The organism is Novosphingobium sp. HII-3, assembly GCF_002916655.1.
Taxonomy (GTDB): Bacteria; Pseudomonadota; Alphaproteobacteria; order Sphingomonadales; family Sphingomonadaceae; genus Novosphingobium; species Novosphingobium panipatense.
The window spans coordinates 69,152-93,464 of sequence record NZ_PPSM01000047.1 but is presented as its reverse complement, the minus strand read 5'-3'; the positions used below and the strand labels follow the sequence as shown (position 1 = coordinate 93,464).

The following is a 24,313-nucleotide window of genomic DNA, read 5'->3' as shown; positions in this document are numbered from 1 at the left end:
CGGTCACTCGTCCAGCACCCAGGTGTCCTTCGTCCCGCCTCCCTGCGACGAATTGACCACCAGCGATCCTTTCTTGAGCGCGACACGGGTAAGCCCGCCGGGCGTGATATCGACACCCTCGGGAGAGACGAGGACGAAGGGGCGAAGATCGACGTGTCGTGGCGCCAGCCCTTCCCGGGCGAAGATCGGCACCGTGGAGAGGGAGAGCGTTGGCTGGGCGATATAGTTCCCGGGCTTGGTGCGCAGCTTCGCCTCGAAGTCGGAAAGTTCCTTCTTTGAGGACGTGGGCCCGATGAGCATCCCGTAGCCGCCCGAGCCGTGCACCTCCTTGACGACGAGATCGGAGAGATTGTCGAGCACGTAGCCCAACGAATCCGCTTCCGAACACCGCCACGTCGGCACGTTCTGGAGGATCGGCTTTTCGCCGGTGTAGAACTCCACGATCTCCGGCATGTAACTGTAGATCGCCTTGTCGTCGGCGATGCCGGTCCCGGGCGCATTGGCGATGGTCACCCCGCCGGCGCGGTACACATCGAAGATGCCGGCCACGCCCAGCACCGAATTCGGATTGAACGTCAGGGGGTCGAGGTAATCGTCGTCCACCCTGCGATACAGGACGTCGATCGCCTTGTATCCGGTGGTCGTGCGCATGCAGACACGGCCATCCATGACCCGCAGATCGCTGCCTTCCACCAGCTCCGCGCCCATCTGGTCGGCCAGAAACGCGTGCTCGAAATAGGCGGAGTTGTAGATGCCAGGCGTCAGAACCGCAACGACGGGCCCTTTGTCCCCCTTCCACCCGGGCGGTGCGCAGGCCCGCAACGACCGCACCAGCCGGCGGGGGTAGTCGGACACCGGCCGCACCGGGATGCGCGTGAACAGTTCCGGGAACATCGCCATCATCGTCTCCCGGTTCTCGAGCATGTACGAGACGCCGGACGGCGTGCGGGCGTTGTCTTCCAGCACCATGAAGTCGTCCGCCCCGGTGCGGACAAGGTCAATACCCACGATGTGCGTGTAAACACCGCCGGGCGGGGTAAAGCCGATCATCTGCGACAGGAACGCTTCGTTGTTGCGCAGCGCTTCCACTGGCAGGCGGCCCGACCGAATGATCTCCTGCCGATGGTATAGATCATGGAGAAACGCATTGAGCGCACTCACGCGCTGCTCGATCCCCCTTGTCAGCTTGCGCCATTCCGGAGCGGTGATGATGCGGGGAATCATGTCGAACGGGATCAGCCGTTCTTCACCCGCATCCTCGCCATAGACGTTGAAGGTGATGCCGATGCGGCGGAAGAAGCGTTCGGCCTCGGCGTCCTGGCGACGCAGCCACTCCGTATCCTGCCCGTCGAACCACTGGCGAAAGTTCGCGTAAGCCGGCCGAACAGAGCCGTCCGCAGCAAGCATCTCATCGAACTTCGTTCCGCTTTCGGCCGCCATCGTGTCTCCGCTGTTGCACGGGTTGTGCAACAGTGATGACAGCTTGCCAAGAACTTCTGCTGCACCCGCGAAGATTATTCCGCGACAGCGGCAGCGGCATGGTCCGCCGTTTCCGAACGGAGCAGGCCCCGCGCAGCAAGATCGGCACGCAACGCCTCGGCGTCGTGGAAGTGGTGCACCTGCCACCCAAGAGCGCGGGCACTCGCGATGTTGGCCGCGTTGTCATCGATGAAGAGCATGGCTGCGGGCGCATGGCCGAAGCGGCGGCACGCAAGATCGAAAATGCGAGGGTCCGGCTTGGCGATCTTCTCGTCGCCCGAGACGACGATGTCCCGGAAAAGGTCGAACAGCGATTCCCCGGCACGATAGCCATGCCAGAACGGGCTTGCGAAGTTGGTGATGGCGAAAAGCGGCACGCCGTTGCCGGCCAGCTCGCGCACGATTTCGTGGCTGCCCGGGATGTTGCCGGGAATCGTCTCTGCAAAGCGCGTTGCGTAAGCGTCGAGCAAGGCGTCGTGGCCGGGGAACTCGGCCTTGCGGGCGGCCACCATCTCCGCAAGCTCGCGCCCGGCGTCATGCTCGAAATGCCAGTCCTGGGTCACCACGTTTGCCAGGAACCAGTCGAGCCGCTCCTCATCGTCGATGAGCTTTGCGAAGAGCAGGCGCATGTCCCACTCGATCAGGACCTTGCCGACATCGAAGACGACAGCCTCGACGGGCGGATGAACTGGGTTGATCGCAGACATGACAAGGCCCCCGCGGATGGCGGGGGCCTCATGCACGTGACGAAACCGTCCGCCCTGTAGTCGCCCGCCCTGGAAGGCAGGCTTCAGGATCAGCCCTGGCGGGCCTTGAACCGGCGATTGGTCTTGTTGATGACGTAGGTACGGCCGCGACGACGGATCACGCGGTTGTCCCGGTGACGGTCCTTGAGCGACTTCAGGCTGTTGCGAATCTTCATGGTCTATCTCGTCCGTGTCGTCTTGGCGGTTACCGACCGCCGGAAATTCGAAGTCGGGCCGTTAGTGGGAGCGCCGGATAAAGTCAAGCGGCAGCCGGCGTTGCAGGGTCCGCCCCGCTGCCTTATCTCTCATTCATCTCCGGGCAAGCTGACGCCTACATAAAGCGGCTTGGTCGCGCCACGCCACCGGAATTCGGACCTTTATCTTCATGAAAACGCTTAAAGGCGCAGCAATCGCCGCCGGCCTCGCCGCCATGCTTACCGCCATCCCGGCTCAGGCGCAGTGGGGTCCCGGCTGGGGCTCCACGCGCGGCGGCACCTGGGGACGGTCCGGCTGGAACGACCCGCTGCGCGATTCGCAGCGCATGTCCAGGCCCGCGGCCAGCCGCAACGCGGACAGCCGCGAAGGCAAGGTCGAGGTCACCCGCTTCGTCAGTCCGGATCCGGCAGCCGCCGGCCTCGGCAAGGGGCCTGTGTCAGTCCAATCCGAATCGGGTGACGGCGGCCTTGTCGAGGCGAGTCTGCGCCGGACATACGAAGCCGCCGTCATCGACGCGCTTGTCGGCGCGGGCTACGACACGCTTCACCCGGACGTTGCCCAGCCGCAGATCGCCAAGCTGCGCATATCCCGGCAGGTCCTGACCCCCGCTGAGGAAGAACATCGCCCCGTCAGCGGCGTGGCCGCCATGGAAGTGGGCACTCATGGCCAGTCCTACGGCCTCGGAATAAACGTCGATCTGTCCAAGCCGCGCTCCGCCCTCGTCGCCACCCGCCTCGATACGCAGATCATCGACCGTGAGACCGGCAAGGTCCTGTGGGAGGCTTACGCGACGATCGCCACGCGCGAAGGTGACGGCAAATGGCCCGACGGCATGATCGCCACCAAGCTGGCCAACGCCCTTTTCAACGAGTTCCCCAAGGCGGATGTCCTCGCCCCCTCGGGCAAGGGCCGTGCCAGCTGAGGCGAAACCGCAGGCCCTTTTTGCCGGGCGGGCGAAACCGTGCCCGGTCCTGGCTTGTTTATGGCATTGAGCGGATGCACCGACGGGGAACTGTCATGCTTGGAGAGGATAGATGAGCCAGCGCACCCTTCCCGTCCCTTTCCCCCTGAAGCGGCTTGCCGCGCTGGCACCCTCCTTCGCCGCGCTTGCTCTGTCGGCGTGCGTTGCACCCGTGGGCCCGGTGGAAGTCACGCGGTTCCATGCGCCTGACACGACCCGCCTCGGCCGGGGCACCATCCGGGTAGAGCCCGCGCCGGGGCAAGCTGACGGCCTTGAATTTCGCACCTATGCCAGCGCCGTGGCGCAGGAGCTGACACGGGTGGGCTATACGGAACCGCTTCCGGGGCAAGCCGCGACCGGTCAGGTCGCCCTGCTGACGCTCGAACGCAACCGGTATCAGCCGCAGCGGTCGCGCGGTCCTGTGTCGGTGGGCGTCGGCGGCGCCACCGGCGGGTACGGATCGGGCGTAGGGCTGGGCATCGGTTTCGATCTTTCCGGCGCCCCCAAGGAGCAGGTCGAAACGCGCGTTTTCGTCTCCATCCGGGATCGCAACGCAGCATCCACCGCGACAGCCTTGTGGGAAGGGCGCGCCGCGTTCGTGGTGAGGAGCGATTCGCCGCTCGCGCAGGCGCCGCTTGGCGCGGCGAAAGTTGCCGAAGCGTTGTTCAAGGGGTTCCCGGGGCAGTCGGGCGAAACTATTCAGGTGAAATGACCGACATACAGATCAGCGCCGCCTTCGATTCCGGCAACATCGAAGTCGTTTCCGTCGATGGTGCCGAGGCCCATCTCACCATCCGCAGGGATTATCAGTCCGACTTCTTCCAGTGGTTCCACTTCCGCGTGTCGGGCGCGGCTGGGCGCGAACTGACGCTGCGTATCAGCGGTCTCGCCGCCTCGGCCTATCCGATGGGCTGGCCAGGTTACGACGCCGTCGTTTCGGAAGACCGGGAGTTCTGGTCCCGCGCCGCCAGCAGCTTCGAGGAAAAGACGGACGCTGGCACTCTCACCATCCGCTACAGGCCGGAAGGCGATCTGGCGTGGTTCGCCTATTTCGCCCCCTATTCGATGGAGCGGCATCACGATCTGGTGGCGAACGTCGCACTCGCCGAAGGCGTCACGCACCGCGCCCTCGGCGTGACCCTTGATGGCCAGCCGATCGACTGCCTTGAGATGGGCACCGGTTCCACGCAGGTATGGCTCTATGGACGCCAGCACCCGGGCGAAACCATGGCCGAATGGTGGATGGAAGGCGCTCTGGAGCTTCTGGCCGACCCCGCCAGTTCGATCGGGCGCGAACTGCGCAAGCGCTGCCGCTTCCACGTCGTGCCGAACGCCAATCCGGACGGCTCCCGCCGGGGGCACCTGCGCACCAACGCCGCAGGCGTGAACCTCAACCGCGAGTGGGCCGAGCCTTCGGCCGAAAGGTCGCCCGAGGTGCTGGCGCTCCGCGACGCCATGGACCAGACCGGCGTGGATTTCGCCATGGACGTTCACGGCGACGAAGCCATTCCCGCCGTGTTCCTTGCGGGGTTCGAGGGCATCCCCTCGCTCAAGGACACGCAGCAGGCCGGTTATGCCCGCTACGCCGCGCTGCTTGAGCGGCGCACGCCGGATTTTCAGACGAAGCTCGGCTATCCGCTCACCCGGCCCGGCACGGGCAATCTGACCATGTCGACGAACCAGCTGGCCGAGCGCTTCGGCGCGGTAACGATGACGCTGGAGATGCCCTTCAAGGACCACCTCGAGGCCGCCGACCCGCGCCAGGGCTGGAGCCCGGAACGGTCCGCGCAGCTGGGCCGCGATTGCATGGGCGCCCTGCTCGAATGGCTGATCGAACGCGAGACGGCCTGAGCCGGTCTTCGACAAAACACTGGGACGAGGGCCGGCGGATCTGCCGGCCCTCGTTTGGATTCAGGGTCAGAAGGCGGCGCGGCGACGATGATCGTCGTTCGACGGGCGGTGCGCCCACTGCGGCTCCGCGAGTTCGCCGTGCGACGCACCCACGATGGACTGCAGCAGGATCCAGCCCTCCGACCATTCGCCGCGCGGCTCATCCGCGATGGGGCAGGCGCCCAGTCGCGGGCTAGCCGCAGCATGGAGCGCTGCGCTCCGCCGTCGAGATCGCCAACAAGAAACGAGGTGAACGGCAGCGGCTGACGTGGGCAGGCACCGAAGGCGGCGAGGCGCGGATCGGCGCCGGGCAGATCCACGTTGGGAGCATCGACGATCAGCGCGCCCAGCACCGTGCCGTCGTCCGCCTGCTCTTCGTACTCGACCCACCAGGCGAGAGCGAGAGCCGCAATGTCGTCCGTCACAACGACCACGGGTCGACCCGCGCGGTGGATCGCGAGATTGAGCTTGTTCACCCATGTGTTGCGATGCGGCTCATCCCAGAGGCCGAGCTCCACCAGCTGGCAATGCTCGCTCAGCTGTGCCCAGCGGTTCATCCAGTGCCCTGACGACAGCGGAGTTCCAGGTACGAGCAGGATCAGCGGCGTCGTGTCGTCGCGGGAAGCGCGAAGGGTAGCCATGGCAATCTCCGTCCATCGTTTGCCGGCACGTGATCTGCACCGGGACGAGGCGAGCTATATCTCAACCTCTGAGATAGACAATTCACCCCGCGACGTTTCGTTCCCGGCAGGCGCCGGCCGCTCAGGTGAGGTTCGCCGGTCCGAAGGCATGGGGAAGAAGATCCGAAAGGCGCGTCTCGAGCACGACGCCGCCTCCATCGCACCAGATCACCGGGTCCGTTCCGCCAAGCTGCGCGATCTCGTTCAGCACCTGGCGGCAGCGGCCGCAGGGCGTCACCTGCGCCCCCTCGCCCGGCGCGCCGGGAGCCCCGCCGGTCACCGCCACCGCCTCAAGCGCCGGGCGATCGCCCTTCGCAAGGATCGATGCAACGGCAACAGTCTCGGCGCAGAGCGAAAGGCCATAGCTCGCGTTCTCGACGTTGGCGCCGGTCACGATGGTCCCATCGGCGAGCAGCAGCGCCGCGCCCACGTGGAAGTTGGAATAGGGCGCGTAAGCGGAAGCCGCGGCGTTGCGGGCGGCGGCGATGAGGGTGTCCCGGGTGTCAGTCATGGCAGCACGACTACCCAGCGCAGCCCCCCTTGCGCAACCTCGTTGGCGAGCGCGTGGTTGGCCGTCCACATTGTCCAGGGCCGCCCGGCGTAGCCGGGTTCGAGACGGTCCTGAACCAGCCACAGATTGCGATCGAGCTTGTGAGCGATGGAATAGCGCGATTGGAACGCCGGCGTCACCTTGAGGATGACGGGCTTGCCGGTATGCGTCTCGACCTGGTTGAGGAAAGTCATCAACTCGCTCTCTACCCGCGCTTCCGACACCTTTACCGGGCAGGCATCCGCCAGCATATCCAGTTCGACGGCGGGAGGGAGCAACCTGGCATCGCGTGGGACCGTGGTGACGAAGTTGGCAGCCTGAGTCCCGGCGGGCTGGCAGGGGTCGTACCGGTGCAAGGCACCCACCTGCATCCCGGCTGCCTTTGCCGCCTCGAAGTTCCGCACGAAGCCGGGATCGCGCGCAAAGGCGCTCGCGCTGGCGTCGATGTAAGCGAAGTCCGCCCCGATCGCTTTCAGCGCGGGCCAGCTCACGTCGCCGTCCACAGCGCCGATCTCCACGCCCTGAAGCGGATAGATGGCGCGTTCCGGCGTCCAGTGCCGCAAGTGCCACCAGCCCCAGGCCCCCGCCACGATGGCGAGAAGCAGCGCCGCCCCGAGCACGCGCCACATCATTCGACCGCCGCCGCTCGCGGCTTTTCCCTTGCGCGCCATCGGTTCGTCAGCCGCGGATGTGCAGGACGCAGATAAGCGTGAACAGGCGGCGCGCCGTGGCATGGTCCGTCTCGACCTTGCCCTTGAGGCGCTCGATCAGCAGTTCGGACGCTTCGTTGTGAATCGCGCGACGGGCCATGTCGATGGTTTCGATCTCCTGGGCGGTCGCCTTGCGAATCGCCTGATAGTAACTCTCGCAGATTGCGAAATATTCCCGGATCGGCCTGCGAAAGCGGCCCAGGCCGAGCACCAGTGTCTCCAGCGGAGCACCCTCCTCGGATGCGATTTCCAGCGAAAGCCGCCCGTCGCGCACCGACAGCCGCAGCCGGTACGGCCCCTTGTGCCCGCCGTTGAACGAGCGCAAAGGTTTGAAGACGTTGTCTTCTATGAGGTCGAAGACGGCAATGCGACGCTCCTGTTCGATGTCGGCGTTGCGCCACAGGATGGTCGCGTCGTCGAGCTCGATATGGGAGAGGCGCGGGTCGGACATGGTCGCTCGGCCTTTACGCGGTAGCGGCATGGCTGGGCAAGTGGCTGACGACGACGCCAAACCCGGCAGCGCGGGCGGCATCCACAAGCTGTGGAATAATATCGCCCCTGGCACCGCTTGCTCCGCGCGCGAGCCCGGAGCATTGTCCCGCGCTTATGGCACAGTCTGCTCTCCTCGCCCGCCCCGAAACCGCGGAAGTCCGCGCCCTGCCCGCCAACGTCGAAGCCGAGGCGGCGTTCCTGGGCGCCGTCCTGATCGACAACCGCGTGATCGAGGAACTGCAGACCCCGCTGACCCCACAGCACTTCTTCGAACCCGTCCACGCCCGCGTCTATGAGCGCATCCTGCAGCTGCTGGACCGCAAGGCGGTGGTGACGCCGGTTACGCTGCGCCCCTATTTCGAGGCGGACGAATCGCTCAAGGCGCTGGGCGGCGTCTCCTATCTCGCCCGCCTCACGGCGGACGGACAGGGCCTGCTTGCCCCGCGTGAACTGGCCGAGCAGATCTACGATCTCGCTCTCCTGCGCGAACTGATCTCGGTCGGCCGCAACCTCGTTGAAAGCGCCATGGACACCTCGGAGTCGGTGGAACCGCTGCAGCAGATCGAGCAGGCCGAGGCGGCGCTCTACAAGGTGGCCGAAGGCGCCGCGACGCAGAACGAGGCACAGAGCTTCGGCGCCGCCACGCGCACTGCCATCCAGGCTATCGAGAAGGCGTTCAATTCGGGCGGCCACATCTCCGGCAAGACCACAGGCCTGACCTCGGTGAACCAGAAGATCGGCGGCCTCCACGATTCCGATCTCATCATCCTTGCCGGTCGCCCCGGCATGGGCAAGACCTCGCTCGTCACCAACATCGCCTTCAACACCGCCCAGCGCTATGTCGACGACACCGTGCGCGACGGCATTCCGCCGGAAAAATCGGTGGGCGCGCCCGTCGCCTTCTTCAGCCTCGAAATGAGCGCCGACCAGCTGGCCACCCGTATCCTTGCCGAGCAGTCGAACATCAGTTCGGAAGCGCTGCGTATGGGCAAGATCAGCCGCGAGGACTTCCAGTCCCTATCCTTCGCGAGCCAGCGTCTTGCCGAACTGCCGCTCTATATCGACGACACGCCGGGCCTGACCATCGCGGCGCTGCGCACCCGCGCACGCCGGCTCAAGCGCCGCCACAACATCGGCCTGGTCATCATCGACTACTTGCAACTGCTGACGGGTTCGGGCCGTGCCACCGACAACCGCGTCAACGAAATCTCGGAGATCTCGCGCGGCCTGAAGACGCTGGCAAAGGAACTGCACGTTCCGGTAATCGCGCTGTCCCAGCTTTCCCGTGCGGTGGAACAGCGCGACGACAAGCGGCCGATGCTCTCCGACCTTCGCGAATCGGGCTCGATCGAGCAGGACGCCGACATGGTCTGGTTCGTTTTCCGCGAGGATTACTACGTCAAAGCGACGGAGCCGAAGTTCCCGAGCGACACCGACGGTCCGGACGTCAAGGACAAGTGGGAAACCTGGCGCGCGCGGATGGAGGAGGTCACCGGCCTTTCCGAACTCATCATCGCCAAGCAGCGTCACGGTGCCACCGGCAAGGTGCGCCTGCGCTTCGAAGCGCGCATCACCAAGTTCTCGGACCTTGCGCCCGATGACATGCGGGCCGCATTCGAAAGCGACTGATCGGGCGGCGTGGCCGGCGGCGAGCTGGCTTCCTAAAGCGCACGCACCATATACCGGGCATCCTCCCCGTAGCTTGCCAGCTTCGCCGTGAGGCTGGCATCGGGGACGACCGGCTCAAAGCCCATCGCGCGCCAGAACGGCACCGAGTCGTTAACCGAGACGAGAGCAAGGCTGCGCCCACCCATCGCCCGCAGCATCGCGGCTGCCTGCTCCACGACGGGCCGGGTGTGCCCCTTGCCGCGCAGGGTATCCTGCAGTGCGAGATCGTGGAGATAAAACGCCTCGCGCTGGTCGGGCAGCCCGCCCAGGGCGGAATTGAGCGGCGGCACGGCGCCATCAGGCCAGGGATAGACGATGAGATATCCGCGTACCTCCTCGCCCGAGGCGAGCACGAAGCAGCCTTGCGGGAACAGCGCCAGCCGTTCCTCGAAGCAGCCCTGCGCCTCGAAGTGATCCGGGAAGCAGGCCGCCGCCGTTGCCACCACGCCGGGAATGTCGGCAGGCTCCATCGCTCTCCATGCAAGACCGCTCATGTCACAGGCTCGTCCGCCAGTTCGCCAGTCGCGCGACCGCCTCGTCCACGACGGCATCGGGCTTGGTGAAGCAGACCCGCACGAGGTGAGTCGGCGCCCCTTCGCCTTCGAAGAGGGCGCTGACGGGCACGGTCGCCACGCCTCCTTCGCGCACCGCCCGTTCGCTGAAGGTCCGGTCATCCAGCTCGATGCCGGATGCAGCGAGATCGATGCACAGGAACCAGGTGGCCGCATTCGGGAGAACGGCAAACCCTGCGCCCTCCAGCCCCTTCCCTAGCCGCTGTCGCGAGGCCGCCCACGCGGCGTGGAGTTCGTCCAGCACGTCGGTCATGCCCAGCCCGGCGGCCACGGCCCATTGCAGCGGCACCGGCGTCGTGAAAGTCAGGAACTGGTGAACCCGGCCAAGCGCCACGGCGAGGTCCCCCCGGGCCACGATCCAGCCGATCTTCCAGCCGGTGAGGCCGAAGATCTTGCCTGCGGAGCCGATCTTCACGCAGCGCTCGGCCATGCCCTGCATGTCCATGAGCGAGCGGTGCCGCTGGCCGTCGAAGCGCACCTGCTCCCAGACCTCGTCGCAGATCGCCACGAGATCGTGGGCCATGCAGATCCGCGCGATGGTCCCCAGCTCCTCGGCACTCGCCACGGTTCCGGAGGGATTGAGCGGATCGTTCAGCACCAGAAGCCGCGTCCGGGGTGTCACCGCCGCCTCGATCGCAGTGGCTTCGTATTGGAACGCGGGAGGCTTCAGCGGCACGGAGACAGGGGTTCCCCCGGCACGCCGCACCAGCGGGGCGTAAGCGTCGTAGGCCGGCTGGAAGAGGATCACCTCGTCTCCCGGCTGGACGAGGCCGAAGATCGCGCACGCCAGCGCCTCCGTCGCACCGGATGTCACCACCACGTCGGCCGGGTCAAGGTCGAGCCCCTGCTGCGCCGTGTAGAAGTCGGCGATGGCAGCGCGCAGTTCCGGCAACCCGCCGCTGGGCGGGTATTGGTTGGAGCGTTCCACAAGCGCATCCTGCGCCGCCTTCAGCAGAGGAGGCGGCGCAGGGCCGTCCGGAAATCCCTGCCCGAGGTTCACGGCCCCGAGCTCCCGTGCCAGCGCGGACATCCGCTCAAACACGGTCGTGCCCATCTCGGCGTATAGGGGATGGATCCGGCTTCGAATCTTCATTGCGGCAGTGTACTCCCTTGGCGCAGGCACGCGGGCGCTTCCTTGCGCGCTTAACGCGCGGTTTCGCGATTTGCACGGCCCTCGGCGCCGTCTGTCGAGAACGCGGCGGCGCCCGGTCCTATCCCGGACCTCTGCCCGATGCTTTGCCGGGAAGAGGAAATGCACGCATGTCCTACGAATTGAACCGCAGGCTGGCCGCTCGCCGCGATCCCCTCCCGACGTCCGCGACGGTCGATCCCGTCACGGCCGACATCATCCGCGGCGCATTCGAGACGGTCTGCTTCGAGAGCGCCACGTACCTTGGACGCGCGGCCTCCTCGCCCATCATCAACCAGTCGAACGAGCGCAACGCCGCCATCGTCGATGCCCACGGCCGGCTCGCGATGGGCGCAGTGGGCACGCCGCACCTCACCTTCGTCAACCAGATGGAGACGCGCTGGGGCTTGATGAATCAGGAGCGGTACGATTGGGGCCCGGGCGACGTCTTCCTGGCCAACGACCCGGACCATGGCGGCGGCCACCTTCCGGACTACTGCGTCTATGGCCCGGTCTACGACGACAAGGGCGAACTCATCTGCATCCAGACTCTGCAGGCAGACTCTGCAGGCGCATCAGGGCGATACCGGCGGCAAGGATCCCGGCGGCTTCTCGCTCGACGCGACAGACGTGTTCACCGAAGGCGTGATCTACCCCTGCCTGAAGCTGGTCCACCGGGGCGAACTGCGGCGGGACGTGTTCGATACGGTGGTGCGCAACAATCGCTTCGCCACGTTCGCGGGCGACATCGCGGCAATGATCGGCGGTGTGCAGCACGCGGTCCGGATGCTGGAGACCCTCATCGCCGGGTGGGGCGCGGACGTGATCAAGGCGGCCATCAACCAGTCCATCGAACACACCGAGCGGCGCGTGCGCGAGGAAGTAGCACGCTGGCCGGACGGCACGCACGCGGCCACGGTCTTCATCGACCATGACACGGCCGGGACCAAGGATATCAAGGTCCACGTCACCTGCACCATCGCCGGGGATCAGTTGACGGTGGACCTCACCGGCACGGACGACCGGCCGGAACTGGTGGGCGTCTGGAACACCTTCGCCAACACACGCAGCTATGTCATGTGTCAGGTGGTGGCCGCCATGGACCCGACGATCGTCAAGAACGAGGGCTACTTCAACGCGGTCGACATTGTCGTGCCGGAGGGCTGCATCGCCCAGCCCCCGCCGAACAAGCCCGCCGCCCTCGGCTCGTTCCATCCGGCCTGCGAGATCACGGAAGCGGTCTGCATCGCGCTCTCCAACGTCGCGCCGGAACGCGCGCAGCCGCAGCTCTACAAGATCGGTATGCCCAACATGGTCGTGGGCTTCGACGACAACGGCATGATGTGGATGGATCAGGGTGTCGATTGCCGGTCGATGGACGTTTCCGCCGTCCAGGGCCTCGACGGGTGGGGTTCGTGCCCCAACGCGCTCGGCAGCCTGATCCTGTCCGAAGCCGAGGACGCGGAAAGCCGCTTCCCCATCCTCAACATCAGCCGTGAGATGACGACGGACGGCGGCGGCGCGGGGCAGTGGCGCGGCGCGCCGGGATCGCTCAACGTGAAGCAGGTACTGAAGCCCACTTCGGCGATGGCCTGGATGGTTTCGGCGGATCACCCCCTCAGCGGCATGTGCGGCGGGGATAACGCCATTCCCTACAGCAACCGCTTCGAAGTGGGTTCACCCAACGAGCGACAGATTGCGCACACCGCGCAGGATCTGCTGCCGGAGGGTGCGGTGATCGCCTACCAGCACGGCGGTGGCGCGGGCTTCGGACCGCCCCTGCAACGCGATCCCGAAGCGGTGAAGGAGGACGTGCTCGACGAGTACGTCAGCCTCACCGCCGCTCGCGAGAAGTACGGGGTCGTGCTCACGGGCAGCCTCCAAGACTATTCGCTGGAGGTGGACCACGCGGCGACCCAGGCGCTGCGGGCGCGGATGAGCGCAACTCTGGAAGCCGCCGAATAAGGCATTGGAACAGGACGGTTGCTCGCGAAAAGCGGGGCCACAGGGGGAGCCCGCGCGCGCCAGCCGCCGCGGGAGAAAAGGCGGGACATGAATTATCGCGTCGGCATCGACATCGGCGGCACCTTCACCGACTTCGCGCTCCTGAAAGATGACGAGGTCATCCTTCACAAGAATCTCTCCACCCCCGAGGATCGCTCGCTGGGCGTGATGCAGGGGCTTGGCGCCCTCGCCGCCAAGGAAGGCCTTTCCCTGCAGGAATTCCTCTCGCGCTGCGAGGCGATCGTCCATGGGACGACGGTGGCCGACAACACCCTGATCGAGATGAACGGAGCGGTCACCGGCCTTGTCACGACCGAAGGCTTCCGCGACGAGATCGAGTACCGGCGCGGGTTCAAGGAGGACATCTGGGACGTTCGCCTTGAACCGCCCAGGCCGATCACGCCGCGCCGCCGCCGCCTCACCGTGCCTGAGCGCGTCCTGCATGACGGCACCGTTCACAAGTCTCTCGACGAGGACGCCCTGCGCGAAGCCTGCCGCAAGCTGCGTCTGCAGAACGTCGAGGCGGTGGCGATCAGCTTCCTGTTCTCCTTCGTGAACCCATCGCACGAACGCCGCGCGCGCGAGATCGTGCAGCAGGAAATCCAGAACGCCTACGTCTGCGCCAGCCATGAAGTGCTGCCCCGCGCCCCGGAATACGACCGCACTTCGACCACGGTGGTCAACGCCTATGTAGGGCCGCGCGTCACCGGCTATCTCGAGAAGCTGGTGCAGCGCCTCGTCGAAGGTGGGTACGAACGGCAGCTCATGGTCATGCAGGCGTCAGGTGGCGTGATGACCAAGGCATACATCGACGGCGCACCGGTACGGGTTCTCGCCTCAGGGCCGGCTGGCGGCGTTGTCGGCTCGGCCCATTGCGGCACAGCCAAGGGGTGTCCGGACCTGCTCTGCGTCGATATGGGCGGGACCAGCTACGACATGTCGCTGGTGATAGACGGGCAGGCGCCAGCGGAAGCGGGCTGGAACATGCATCACCGCTATATGGTCGGTGTTCCGATGGTAAAGGTGGAGACGCTGGGTGCGGGCGGCGGCTCGATCTGCCACGTCCATCGCGGCGCCTTGCAAGTCGGGCCGCGTTCGGCAGGGTCGGATCCCGGACCCATCTGCTACGGTCGCGGCGGGACCGAGCCGACCGTGACCGATGCCCTCGTCATGCTGGGTCTTCTCTCGACGGATGAAGGTTTTGCAGGCGGAAGTTTCACCCTCTCCCGCGATGGCGTGGCGGAAGCCTTCCAGGCCATCGCCGAGGAGATGGGCCACGGCGACCCGGAGCAGGCCGCCTTCGACTGCTGGCGCGTGGTGAACGCCAACATGAGCCAGGGCGTGCGGCGCACAACGGCGGGCAAGGGAATCGATCCCAGGAACCTGGTAATGCTGGCCTATGGCGGCAACGGCCCCGCCTTCGCCGCCATACAGGCGGAAGACCTCGGCATTACCCGGGTTCTGGTGCCCCGAGCCTCGCCCACGTTCTCGGCCCTCGGCACTCTCGTCGCCAATCCCACCATCGATGAGGAGCGATCGTACATCGCCTCGGCGGGCGCCCTCGACGTGGAACGCATCAGAACGCTTTGGACGGAACTGTCGGACCGGGCCCGCCGGTATTTCGAGGGTGCCGGCTTCGTGCCGGGGGACGTGCGGGCGAACTACCAGCTCAACATGCGCTACCCGGGGCAGAACTTCTCGCTTTCGTTCGATTTCGCCGCGGACGCGCCGCTCGGCGATTTGTCGTTCATCCAGAAGGATTTCGCCGAGCGCGCGGTGGCGTTGTTCAACGCGCGCCACATGGCGGAGTATGCCCATGTGCGCGAACACGAGGTGCCGGAAATTTCCGGGGTCCGCCTCGCCGCCCATGTGGTCACCCCCTCACCCAAGGCATCCGGCGGCTTCGTGTCGAGCGGCGTTGCGCCTGTTCCGGCCAAGGAACGGCGCGCCAACCTCGGGAGGGGATTCGGTCAGGTGCCGGTCCATATCGGCCGCGACCTTGCTCCGGGGATGGAGGTGACGGGCCCGGCCATCATCGAGGAAACGTTCACCACCATCGTCGTCTACCCCGGATGGAAAGCCCAGATCGATAGGGCGGGAGACTACCAGCTCGTGCGCAGTTGAGCCAATCAATCAACCGCTTGCAACGGCGACCCACCGTCACGCGGTAAAAGGATCGTCCGTGATGGTCACGCCAGCTTGAGATTCCCCTCCATGCGCCTACATTGGGGTGCGAAAGGACGGTTTCCCGCACAATGAACGACGACCAGCCCAACGGCAATCCCTGGGTAAAGAGCCTGCTCGTATGGGGCGGAATCTTCTTCGCGCTCCTGATCGTGGTGTCGATGTTCGGATCGCGCGCCACGACCGGCCCGGCGATTCCCTATTCCGACTTCCGCAGCAAGGTCGCCGAAGGCAGCGTTGCCGCCGTCGAGATTTCCGAAGACCGGATCGACGGCAAGCTCAAGAACGGCGAGAGCTTCAGCACCGTGCCCGTTCCCGGCGACACCACGCTGACCGACCTGCTCCAGCGCAACGACGTCAAGTATTCCGGCAAGGAGGCCGAACAGGGCAGCCTGCTGCTTTACATTCTGGCGCAGACCCTGCCGTTCCTGCTGATCGTCGGCATCGCCTTCTTCGCGCTGCGCCAGGTCCAGAAGGGCGGCGGCTCGGGCGCGATGGGCTTCGGCAAGTCTAAAGCCAAGATGCTGACCGAGCGTTCCGGCCGCGTCACATTCGATGACGTCGCCGGCATCGACGAGGCGCGTGAAGAGCTGGAGGAAATCGTCGAGTTCCTGCGCGATCCCAGCCGCTTCTCCAAGCTGGGCGGCCAGATTCCCAAGGGTGCGCTGCTGGTCGGTTCGCCGGGCACCGGCAAGACGCTGCTCGCCCGCGCGATCGCGGGTGAGGCGGGCGTGCCGTTCTTCACGATCTCGGGTTCCGACTTCGTCGAAATGTTTGTCGGCGTCGGCGCCAGCCGCGTGCGCGACATGTTCGAGCAGGCCAAGAAGAACGCGCCATGCATCGTTTTCATCGACGAAATCGACGCTGTGGGTCGTCATCGCGGCCACGGTCTTGGCAATTCGAACGATGAACGCGAGCAGACGCTGAACCAGCTTCTGGTGGAGATGGACGGCTTCGAGGCGAACGAAGGCATCATCATCATTGCGGCGACGAACCGTCCCGACGTGCTCGACCCCGCATTGCTGCGCCCCGGCCGCTTCGACCGTCAAGTCGTGGTCCCCGTGCCCGACATCGAGGGCCGCGAAAAGATCCTTGCTGTCCACATGAAGAAGGTGCCGCTGGCGCCTGACGTGAACCCGCGTGTCATCGCACGCGGCACCCCGGGCTTCTCGGGCGCGGACCTTGCCAACCTTGTGAACGAGGCGGCCCTGCTTGCCGCACGGCGCAACAAGCGCCTTGTCGCCATGCAGGAATTCGAGGACGCCAAGGACAAGGTCATGATGGGCGCGGAACGCCGCTCCATGGTCATGACCGAGGATGAGAAGAAGATGACCGCCTACCACGAGGCCGGTCACGCGATCGTCTCGCTGAACGAATCGGCTTCGGACCCGATCCACAAGGCCACCATCATCCCGCGCGGCCGCGCGCTGGGCATGGTCATGCGCCTGCCGGAGCGTGACAGCTATTCGTACCACCGCGACAAGATGCTTGCGAACCTCTCGGTCGCGATGGGCGGCCGCGTGGCGGAAGAGATCATCTTCGGCTACGACAAGGTGTCCAGCGGCGCATCCTCGGACATCCAGTACGCCACCAGCCTGGCCCGTTCGATGGTCACCAAGTGGGGCATGTCCGACAAGCTCGGCCCGCTGCAGTACGAGGACACCCAGGAAGGGTATCTCGGGATGGGCGGCACCCAGCGCACGATGGCGTCGGACGAGACCAACCGCCTGATCGACAGCGAAATCCGCCTGCTGGTGGACAATGCGCATGCCCGCGCCACGCAGATCCTGCAGGACCAGAACGAAGCCCTGCACACCCTGGCTCAGGCCATGCTGGAATACGAGACGCTTTCGGGCGACGAGATCAAGCAGCTGCTCGAAAGCGGCCGCATCGACCGTCCGTCTGAGCCGCGCGGTTCGGCGACGCCCCGTCCGCTATCCGGCTCGGCTATTCCCAAAGCCGGAAAGCGCCTCTCCGGCGGCGCCGCACCTCAGGGCGCCTGAAGCCACACCCTTAGAGTTCTCCCCTGGGAGAATGCAGGAGGGGGCGTTGGACGCAAGTCTGACGCCCCTTTTGCATGCCTGCTCGAGAGCACCGCCCGCCGCGGAGCGGGCACCCCACCTCAGAAGCTGGTCTGGGCCATGATGAGGACGAAGAACAAGGCCAGCGCAGTTGCGGCAAAGCCGATCAAGAGGAACGTGCGCCAGACTGCGCCCCTGCGGCTCAACGCGTAAGCGCCCCGCAACTGACGATACATATGGACGGGAGGCACGAAGAACAACAACGGCGCCACGCTCCCTGCTCCCACCGCACCAAGGATCATCGCAAGGATGACGATCATCGTCATGAAGCAAAGCGAATAAGTTACGAAGACTGTGTGATCGTACAAGTGGAAGCGGCCGCTGAAAGGAAACAGCAGCCAGAGGAAAGGGACGGAGATCGGTATCAGCGCCCAGCTGTACTTGTAGGCATAAGTCTGGATCTTGTAGATCGCGAGATCGGGGTTGGCGCGGAATTTCTGAACCGCCTTCGTCAGTCGGGGGAACCGCGTACCGTTGATCTGAACGTCGACGTTCTCGCCCTGCGCTGCGCGGATCGCCGCAAGCGCATCGCGGTGCTCCCCTATCTCCTCATCCAGCTCCTGCGTCGTCTGGCCCTTGCTCGCGGCCAGCTTGCGGCGGTCCTGTAGCCGCGCAAGTTCCCCTTCCAGCTCATCGACCTGCCGGGAAAGCGCCCGGTCGTCACTGCGCACATCAGCCGGCCTCTCACCACCCTGCGTGCTGTGGAAGACGGCGAACATGAGAAAGACGCTGAACAGGAAGAGCGCGATCGGCGACACGAAGCTCGCACGCCGCCCCTCGACGTACTGGCGCGTCAGTTCGCCGGGCTTCCAGGCAAGAAGCGGAAGAGTCCGCCAGATCTTGCCTTCGAAATGAAAGACGCCGTGCAGCAGGTCGTGGAAGAACGCGCCCAGTGTGCGATGGACATGCGCGGCCTGCCCGCAGGCATGGCAATGCGTACCGACGAGGGCAGTGCCGCAATTCAGGCAAGCACTTTCGTGCGTGTGCCCGTCCTGCACGAGCCTCTGCTCCTTCTCCAGCGCGGAAGCGGTCAGCACCCCCTGCCCCAGATCCGCTACACCCTCGCCGATCCCACTCATTTCGTCCCCCTTGAATGGGGCGTGAAACTAGGGCGACATTGTTGCTGGCGCAATGGAAAGGCATCGTGTCGTCACCGGCCCCGTCGGAAGGCTGAACCGCTACGGTGCCGGGACGCAGAAAAGGGGCTCATCCCAAAGGACAGCCCCCATCCGTTATCACGAGAAACGAAGCGCCGGCGGACCGGCGCCCGGCATCAACCGTCGTAGTCGCCACCCAGCGAGGTGTTGCGGGTCGGAGCGGAAGCAGTAATGCGCAGCGCTTCGGCCGACTGGCTGAGCGAACCGATCTCGTCCATCTCGTCGTCGTCGTCCGGCAGGACGCGCTGCATCGACGTGACGAGCGTTTCCTTGAGGTTCGCGGGAACGACGGTCTGTTCCGCGATTTCGCGCAGGGCGACGACCGGGTTCTTGTCACGGTCGCGATCGACGGTCAGTTCCGCGCCGCCCGAAATCTCACGTGCGCGCTGCGCCGCGAGGAGGACGAGGTCGAAGCGGTTGGGGATCTTGTCGACGCAATCTTCGACAGTAACGCGCGCCATGGGCACTCCCGGATTAGAATCTGTGGGATCGGAAAAGGCGCCAAGTAGAGCGGCAGGCCGTGAAAGTCAAGGAAACCGGCATTCGCTTCTAGCGCACCCGGCCGCTGCCGATGCCTCGGCCGTCAGCCGGCGGCAAGCCGGACCGGCTTCTCCATCTCAAGCCGGTTGCGCCCTTTGGCGCGCGCGACGAACAGCGCCATTTCGGCCCGGCCCATCGTCGAATCGAGGCTGGTGGCGATTCGCGCCACGCTGGCGCTGGCCGTCACCGCGAAGGTGCCCTCGCCCACGGTCTGCTTGAGGTCCGCCAGCGTCGTCACCACGCGGCGGCAGATGCCCTCCGCCTCAACGGGTGTCACGCGCGGTAGGATCACGGCAAATCGTTCGGAGCCAATGCGCGAAATGAGATCATCGGTGCGCAGCAGTTCGCGCAGGAGATCCCCGAAGACGGTGAGGACCTCATCGCCCGCACTCTGCCCGTACTGCATGTTGATCGTACGGAAGAAATCGATACTGAACAGCGCCAGGCAGCCGTCCATGCCCGCGTCAAGCATGTGCCTGAGCATCGAGACGAAGGCCGCGCGGTTCGTCAGGCCGGTGAGTGCATCGGTGTACGTCGCGGTGAACAGGCGTTCGCTCAGGGAGCGCAGTTCATCCACGCTACGCATGACCCCCAACACCCCATAGGGCGCTCCGTCCGCCCGCAGCAGGGCGCGCAGGCGCAATTCGAACCAGCGTTTGCGGCTGTCCTCTGCAAGAGCGGGGAATTCGAACCAGTCCACATCGTCACCGGCGAGGGCGCGGGCGTGTGCCTTGGCGACCTGCTGCCGCGCCTCGGGCGCCACGAGGTCGAGGAGCAGGCGCTGCGGCGCAAGGCCTTCTCCGCCCGCAGCGTCACTCGCTTTGTGGCCGAGGCGCTCCATGCCGGGGCTCGCATGAACGATCGCGCCGTCCGGATCGGTCTTGAAGATGATGTCTGTCGAACTCTCGGCCAGCATCCCATAAAGTACGGAGCTTTCCTGGAATGTGAAGTTCATGCCCATGCCGGCCGCGCCTCGGTTCTTCGATCATACCGATCGGCCACAACGGCCTCCCTCCAATCGATTCTGCTCTCGGCGCCAGCAGTAAAGCACTTCCCAGACAAAGTTAACAATCTTAACCATGAATAGGATGAAATCGGACTGAAGACCAAGTGCGTTAGCTAACGAACTTTACTTAGTCGTAAAATTGTCCATTTTTTACCAACCGTTACCGCAAGTTCATAATGATAGAACTTTGACCGGAGGGATTGATTTCTGGATTGCTGCCGTTCGAGCGCAACGAACTTCAGAGCTCGATCATGATACGGACTTTGTCCGGCGTCGTCTCCACAGCGGCGGCGATCTGTTCGCGGCAACGGGTGATGAGGTCCGTAAGTCCGGGCACCGCACGACTGGAGCGCAGGTCCGCCGCCTCCACGCCGAGAGCTTCCGCGATCGCGTCGAGACGGTCCTCGATCGGCCGGGCGCGTCCCTGCTCCCACGCCCAGACGGTCGGCTTGCTGACGCCGAGCCGCGCGGCCAGTTCGCCCTGGGTGAGGCCGCGCAGCTTGCGCAGGCGATGAAGCCGCTCGCCGAGGCTCTCTCCGCCGATCGCGCTGGGGCCCGCAGGCGTGGGGGCAGCGCCAAGGCCAAGCTCGGTCTGGACGGCGCTGCGCAACTGCGCGGCGCGCAGCGTCGCACTGGGGATGCGGCCTTCGAAGGCACAGCCATAAAGCGCGCCGCTCGCCCAGATAACGCGGGCACGGGTCTGCGGGGCTTCGGGAAGATCCAGCTCGAGCGCTTCCCCGATCTCAAGCGAAACCTTGCTTTCCAGCAGCACGCCGGTTTCGGAGAAGTTATGAAGGATGACCTGCACCGCCTCGCCGTTCTCCAGCGCGCCCTTCGTCTCCAACAGCAACCTGCGGCGTTCCGCACGCGGCTTTCCTGCTGCTTCCATCGTCTCGAAGTGTGCCGCTATCGGCATTCTGTGGCCTCCCGTTGCCCGGCAAAAGTCCACGAGTTGGGTTAAGATTTAGTTAGTGATCCCCTCCCTCTCCCTCGAAGGGAGTATAGCTTTCCGCCATTTTCTTGACGGTCCTGCGGGTTAAAGCTGCCCTTAGCCCCCGCAAAGCCAATATGGCTGGCATCGCCGCATGGTCAGGCCCATCTGCGGCAGACCATGACACAGAATCGCGCAGACACCGCCCGTAAGGGCAAGGTCCATCTCGTGGGTGCCGGCCCTGGCGACCCCGATCTTCTGACCCTGCGCGCCGCCCGCATCATCATGAATGCGGCGCTGATCGTGCATGACGGCCTCGTCGATCCGTCCATCCTTGCCATGGCGCGGCCCACGGCACGCCTCGTCTCCGTCGCCAAGAGCCGTTCGCGGCACACGATGAGGCAGGAGGACATCAACGCCCTGCTCGTCCGCGAAGCGCTGGCGGGGCATGACGTGGTCCGGCTCAAGGGCGGTGACCCCTTCATCTTCGGCCGCGGCGGCGAAGAGGCGCAGGCCTGCAAGGAAGCGGGCATCGCGGTGGAGGTCGTGCCGGGCATCTCGTCCGCGCTCGGTGCCTCGGCATCCGCGCAGATTCCGCTGACTCACCGTGAGCATGCGTCCATCGTCAGCTTCGTGGCAGGCCAGTGCAAGGGCCTGTCGGACCAGGACTGGTCGGGACTGGCCGGTCCCGGCCGAACGCTGGTGATCTTCATGGGCGTGGCAACGGCGGCGCAGATCTCCGAAAAGCTGATCGCGGATGGCCTTGCCCCCGATGCCGCAGTCGCCGTGATCGAGAACGCCACCCGCGCCGACATGCGCGTGCTGCGCGCGCCGCTCGCCGGGCTTGCTCACCTTGTGGAGAGCGAAAGAGTGCAAAGCCCCGCGCTTATCGTTATCGGCTCCGTCGCCGCTGCAGCGGACAACACCATACGCGCCCTGGCGCGGGAGGCAGTACAGTGAAGATCCTGACGGGCAACGACCTGAAGACCGGCGCGGTCATCTGGTGGACCGGCGTGGGCTGGTCGCTCAACGTGAATGATTCCACCGATGTCGGCGAGCATGGCGCCGCCATCATCGCGCGCGAAGAAGGCGCGCAGAACGTCTTCGCCGCTTACGTGGTCGATGGCGTGAAGACCGACGAGGGCGTGCGGCCATCGCACATCAAGGAGCGCATCCGCGCTCTCGGCCCGACCGTGCGTCCTGACCTGACGCTCAAGCCCTCCGACCCCGAAGCCGTGAACTGGGTAATCTGATGTACAAGTACGACGAATACGACCAGCAGATGGTCGACACCCGCGTCGCGGAATTTCGCGACCAGGTCCGCCGCCGCATCGCCGGCGACCTGACCGAGGACCAGTTCAAGCCGCTGCGCCTGCAGAATGGCCTCTACCTCCAGCTGCACGCCTACATGCTGCGCGTGGCGGTGCCCTACGGCACCCTCAATTCCACGCAGATGACGCTGCTGGGCGACATCGCGGACAAGTACGACCGCGGCTACGGCCACTTCACCACGCGCCAGAACATCCAGTACAACTGGATCAAGCTGGAAGACACGCCCGACATCCTCGCCGAACTGGCGACGGTGGAGATGCACGCCATCCAGACGAGCGGCAACTGCATCCGCAACATCAGCTCGGACCAGTTCGCCGGTGCCGCCGAGGACGAGATACTGGACCCGCGCCCTTACGCGGAACTGCTGCGCCAGTGGTCGAGCTTCCACCCGGAATTCCTGGTGCTGCCGCGCAAGTTCAAGATCGCCGTCATCGCGTCCGAAACGGACCGCGCCGCGATGCGCCTGCACGACATCGGCATCAAGATGGTGAAGAATGACGCCGGAGAGATCGGCGCCCAGTTCTACGCCGGCGGCGGCATGGGCCGCACCCCAATGATCGCGCCGCTGATCCGCGAATTCGTGCCGATCCATCAGCTGATCACTTATGCCGAGGCGTGCCTGCGCGTCTACAACCGCTACGGCCGCCGCGACAACAAGTACAAGGCGCGCATCAAGATCCTTGTCCACGAACTGGGCCGCGACGAGTATGTGCGCCAGGTCGAGGAAGAGTTCGCGCACCTGCTCACCCAGCCGATCGAGCCCCCGCTCGCCGAGCTGGAGCGGATCAAGGCGCACTTTGTCGACCCCGCGTTCGACGCCGCCGCTTCGGACGAGCTGGACCTCACCGATCCGGACTTCCGCCTCTGGGTGGAACGCAACACCACGCCGCACAAGCAGCCGGGCTACATCATCGCCACGGTGTCGCTGAAGCCCGTGGGCGGCATCCCCGGCGACGCGACGGCCGACCAGATCCGCCTGATGGCCAAGCTGGCAAAGGATCACTCGTTCGACGAACTGCGCGTCACCCATGCGCAGAACATCGTGTTCCCGCACGTCAGGAAGTCCGATCTCTACACCGTCTGGAAGGCGCTGGACGAGGCGGGTCTCGGCACGGCGAACCTCGACACCGTGGGCGACATCATCGCCTGCCCCGGCCTCGATTACTGCAGCCTCGCCAATGCCCGCTCGATCCCTGTCGCCCAGAAGATCTCCGAACGCTTCGGCTCGGCGCGGAAGCAGGCGGAAATCGGCGAGCTGAAGCTCAAGATCTCGGGCTGCATCAACGCCTGCGGTCACCATCACGCCGGCCACATCGGCATCCTCGGCGTCGACAAGAAGGGTCTGGAAAACTACCAGCTTCTCTTCGGCGGCAGCGAAGGTGCGGATACCTCCCTCGCCCGGATCATCGGCCCCGGCTTCACCGAAGACGGCGTCGTCGATGCCATCGAAAAGGCCACGCAGGTCTACCTCGCCAACAAGCAGGGCGAGGAGCGTTTCCTCGACACCTATCGCCGCATCGGCATGGAGCCGTTCAAGGAGGCCATCTATGGTTGACGTCCAGTTCCGTTTCCGCAGCGACGACGCCGTGAACGATCCGGCCGTGACGGTGGATTCGATCGGCGAACAGTCGAACGCCACGGCCGTCCGCATCGAACCGGGCGACGACGCGCGCGAGCTGCTGCCTTACCTCGATCGCCTGGCGCTGGTGGAAGTGAACTTCCCTTCCTGGACGGACGGACGCGGCTACTCCTCCGCGCGCATCCTGCGCGAAGCCGGCTACACCGGCGAACTGCGTGCCGTGGGCGATGTCGTGATCGACATGCTCCGCCATCTCCAGCGCTGCGGCTTTGACGCCTTCGCGCCTGAAAAGGCGCTCAACGAGGCCGACGCCAAGGCCGCGTTCGAGCGCTGGGAAAATGTCTACCAGGCCACCGCGATAGACGGTCGCCAAGCCATCTGGGCGAAGCGGCACCCAGCCGCCTGA

General features: G+C 65.4%; 23 protein-coding genes and 2 pseudogenes. 12 read left to right on the top strand and 13 right to left on the bottom strand.

Features of this window, described 5'->3' with window-relative positions; genetic code table 11:
* Nucleotides 1–3 precede the first annotated feature (3 nt).
* From C2R25_RS15590 to ykgO, 3 genes are all read right to left on the bottom strand, one after another.
* Nucleotides 4–1,440 carry a circularly permuted type 2 ATP-grasp protein gene (locus C2R25_RS15590; RefSeq protein WP_103730077.1) on the bottom strand — a complete coding sequence of 479 codons (1,437 nt, stop codon included), beginning with the start codon at nt 1,438–1,440 and terminating at the stop codon, nt 4–6.
* A gap of 74 nt (nt 1,441–1,514) precedes the next feature.
* Entirely contained in the window at nt 1,515–2,186 is a 672-nt protein-coding gene (locus C2R25_RS15585) for an HAD family phosphatase (protein ID WP_103730170.1), read from the bottom strand.
* A gap of 89 nt (nt 2,187–2,275) precedes the next feature.
* The gene (gene ykgO, locus C2R25_RS15580; RefSeq protein ID WP_003046794.1) at nt 2,276–2,401 is read right to left on the bottom strand and encodes a type B 50S ribosomal protein L36; all 126 of its coding nucleotides are present in this window, start codon (nt 2,399–2,401) and stop codon (nt 2,276–2,278) included.
* Nucleotides 2,402–2,610: 209 nt separating this feature from the next.
* Between ykgO and C2R25_RS15575 the strand changes: the two genes are divergently transcribed.
* From C2R25_RS15575 to C2R25_RS15565, 3 genes are all read left to right on the top strand, one after another.
* Nucleotides 2,611–3,363, top strand: coding sequence for a DUF4136 domain-containing protein (locus C2R25_RS15575; protein ID WP_103730076.1), 753 nt, complete (start codon nt 2,611–2,613; stop codon nt 3,361–3,363).
* Between the two features lie 112 nt (nt 3,364–3,475).
* Nucleotides 3,476–4,114, top strand: a complete 639-nt coding sequence (locus C2R25_RS15570) for a DUF4136 domain-containing protein (protein WP_146049678.1) — start codon at nt 3,476–3,478, stop codon at nt 4,112–4,114.
* Complete coding sequence (locus C2R25_RS15565) at nt 4,111–5,253, top strand: M14-type cytosolic carboxypeptidase (RefSeq protein WP_103730075.1); 1,143 nt, start codon at nt 4,111–4,113, stop codon at nt 5,251–5,253. The genes C2R25_RS15570 and C2R25_RS15565 overlap by 4 nt, the downstream gene beginning before the upstream one ends.
* A gap of 284 nt (nt 5,254–5,537) precedes the next feature.
* Here C2R25_RS15565 and C2R25_RS21055 read toward each other — a convergent pair.
* The 4 genes and pseudogenes from C2R25_RS21055 to C2R25_RS15545 form a co-directional block, all read right to left on the bottom strand.
* Nucleotides 5,538–5,933, bottom strand: a pseudogene (locus tag C2R25_RS21055) (RBBP9/YdeN family alpha/beta hydrolase); the annotation flags it as partial.
* A 121-nt stretch (nt 5,934–6,054) separates the two neighbouring features.
* Nucleotides 6,055–6,483: a cytidine deaminase gene (locus C2R25_RS15555; protein WP_103730074.1), complete on the bottom strand. Its 429-nt coding sequence runs from the start codon at nt 6,481–6,483 to the stop codon at nt 6,055–6,057.
* Nucleotides 6,480–7,193, bottom strand: a complete 714-nt coding sequence (locus tag C2R25_RS15550; RefSeq protein WP_103730073.1) for a glycoside hydrolase family 25 protein — start codon at nt 7,191–7,193, stop codon at nt 6,480–6,482. Before C2R25_RS15550 ends, C2R25_RS15555 begins: the two co-directional genes overlap by 4 nt.
* A 7-nt stretch (nt 7,194–7,200) precedes the next feature.
* Complete coding sequence (locus C2R25_RS15545) at nt 7,201–7,683, bottom strand: UPF0262 family protein (protein ID WP_103730072.1); 483 nt, start codon at nt 7,681–7,683, stop codon at nt 7,201–7,203.
* A 155-nt stretch (nt 7,684–7,838) separates the two neighbouring features.
* Here C2R25_RS15545 and C2R25_RS15540 point away from each other — a divergent pair, with 155 nt between their 5' ends.
* Entirely contained in the window at nt 7,839–9,353 is a 1,515-nt protein-coding gene (locus C2R25_RS15540; protein ID WP_103730071.1) for a replicative DNA helicase, read from the top strand.
* Between the two features lie 32 nt (nt 9,354–9,385).
* On the opposite strand, the gene C2R25_RS15535 is transcribed toward C2R25_RS15540, so the two are convergent.
* On the bottom strand, nt 9,386–9,886 hold the full coding sequence (locus C2R25_RS15535; RefSeq protein WP_103730070.1) for a GNAT family N-acetyltransferase: 501 nt from the start codon (nt 9,884–9,886) through the stop codon (nt 9,386–9,388).
* Nucleotide 9,887: 1 nt separating this feature from the next.
* On the bottom strand, nt 9,888–11,057 hold the full coding sequence (locus C2R25_RS15530) for an aminotransferase (protein ID WP_103730069.1): 1,170 nt from the start codon (nt 11,055–11,057) through the stop codon (nt 9,888–9,890).
* 167 nt (nt 11,058–11,224) lie between these two features.
* Between C2R25_RS15530 and C2R25_RS21180 the strand changes: the two are divergent.
* From C2R25_RS21180 to ftsH, 4 genes and pseudogenes are all read left to right on the top strand, one after another.
* Nucleotides 11,225–11,581: pseudogene (locus C2R25_RS21180) on the top strand (hydantoinase B/oxoprolinase family protein); the annotation flags it as partial.
* 16 nt (nt 11,582–11,597) lie between these two features.
* On the top strand, nt 11,598–13,058 hold the full coding sequence (locus C2R25_RS15525; protein WP_255400467.1) for a hydantoinase B/oxoprolinase family protein: 1,461 nt from the start codon (nt 11,598–11,600) through the stop codon (nt 13,056–13,058).
* An 87-nt stretch (nt 13,059–13,145) separates the two neighbouring features.
* Nucleotides 13,146–15,221: a hydantoinase/oxoprolinase family protein gene (locus C2R25_RS15520; protein ID WP_103730068.1), complete on the top strand. Its 2,076-nt coding sequence runs from the start codon at nt 13,146–13,148 to the stop codon at nt 15,219–15,221.
* A gap of 131 nt (nt 15,222–15,352) precedes the next feature.
* Complete coding sequence (gene ftsH, locus C2R25_RS15515; protein ID WP_103730067.1) at nt 15,353–17,284, top strand: ATP-dependent zinc metalloprotease FtsH; 1,932 nt, start codon at nt 15,353–15,355, stop codon at nt 17,282–17,284.
* 119 nt (nt 17,285–17,403) lie between these two features.
* Here the strand turns inward: ftsH and C2R25_RS15510 are convergent, their stop codons facing one another.
* The 4 genes from C2R25_RS15510 to C2R25_RS15495 all read right to left on the bottom strand — a co-directional run bounded on the left by C2R25_RS15510 (nt 17,404) and on the right by C2R25_RS15495 (nt 20,981).
* Nucleotides 17,404–18,441: a DUF3667 domain-containing protein gene (locus tag C2R25_RS15510; protein WP_103730066.1), complete on the bottom strand. Its 1,038-nt coding sequence runs from the start codon at nt 18,439–18,441 to the stop codon at nt 17,404–17,406.
* 194 nt (nt 18,442–18,635) lie between these two features.
* Nucleotides 18,636–18,980, bottom strand: coding sequence for a DNA-directed RNA polymerase subunit omega (gene rpoZ, locus C2R25_RS15505; RefSeq protein WP_103730065.1), 345 nt, complete (start codon nt 18,978–18,980; stop codon nt 18,636–18,638).
* A 122-nt stretch (nt 18,981–19,102) separates the two neighbouring features.
* Nucleotides 19,103–20,014, bottom strand: a complete 912-nt coding sequence (locus C2R25_RS15500) for a sensor domain-containing diguanylate cyclase (protein WP_233204060.1) — start codon at nt 20,012–20,014, stop codon at nt 19,103–19,105.
* A gap of 289 nt (nt 20,015–20,303) precedes the next feature.
* The gene (locus C2R25_RS15495; RefSeq protein WP_103730063.1) at nt 20,304–20,981 is read right to left on the bottom strand and encodes a helix-turn-helix domain-containing protein; all 678 of its coding nucleotides are present in this window, start codon (nt 20,979–20,981) and stop codon (nt 20,304–20,306) included.
* A gap of 195 nt (nt 20,982–21,176) precedes the next feature.
* Between C2R25_RS15495 and cobA the strand changes: the two genes are divergently transcribed.
* The 4 genes from cobA to C2R25_RS15475 are packed head-to-tail and all read left to right on the top strand — an operon-like array spanning nt 21,177 to nt 24,313.
* Nucleotides 21,177–21,956 carry a uroporphyrinogen-III C-methyltransferase gene (cobA, locus tag C2R25_RS15490; RefSeq protein ID WP_103730062.1) on the top strand — a complete coding sequence of 260 codons (780 nt, stop codon included), beginning with the start codon at nt 21,177–21,179 and terminating at the stop codon, nt 21,954–21,956.
* On the top strand, nt 21,953–22,249 hold the full coding sequence (locus C2R25_RS15485; RefSeq protein ID WP_103730061.1) for a DUF2849 domain-containing protein: 297 nt from the start codon (nt 21,953–21,955) through the stop codon (nt 22,247–22,249). The genes cobA and C2R25_RS15485 overlap by 4 nt, the downstream gene beginning before the upstream one ends.
* Entirely contained in the window at nt 22,249–23,883 is a 1,635-nt protein-coding gene (locus C2R25_RS15480; protein WP_103730060.1) for a nitrite/sulfite reductase, read from the top strand. The genes C2R25_RS15485 and C2R25_RS15480 overlap by 1 nt, the downstream gene beginning before the upstream one ends.
* Nucleotides 23,876–24,313, top strand: a complete 438-nt coding sequence (locus C2R25_RS15475; RefSeq protein WP_103730059.1) for a DUF934 domain-containing protein — start codon at nt 23,876–23,878, stop codon at nt 24,311–24,313. Before C2R25_RS15480 ends, C2R25_RS15475 begins: the two co-directional genes overlap by 8 nt.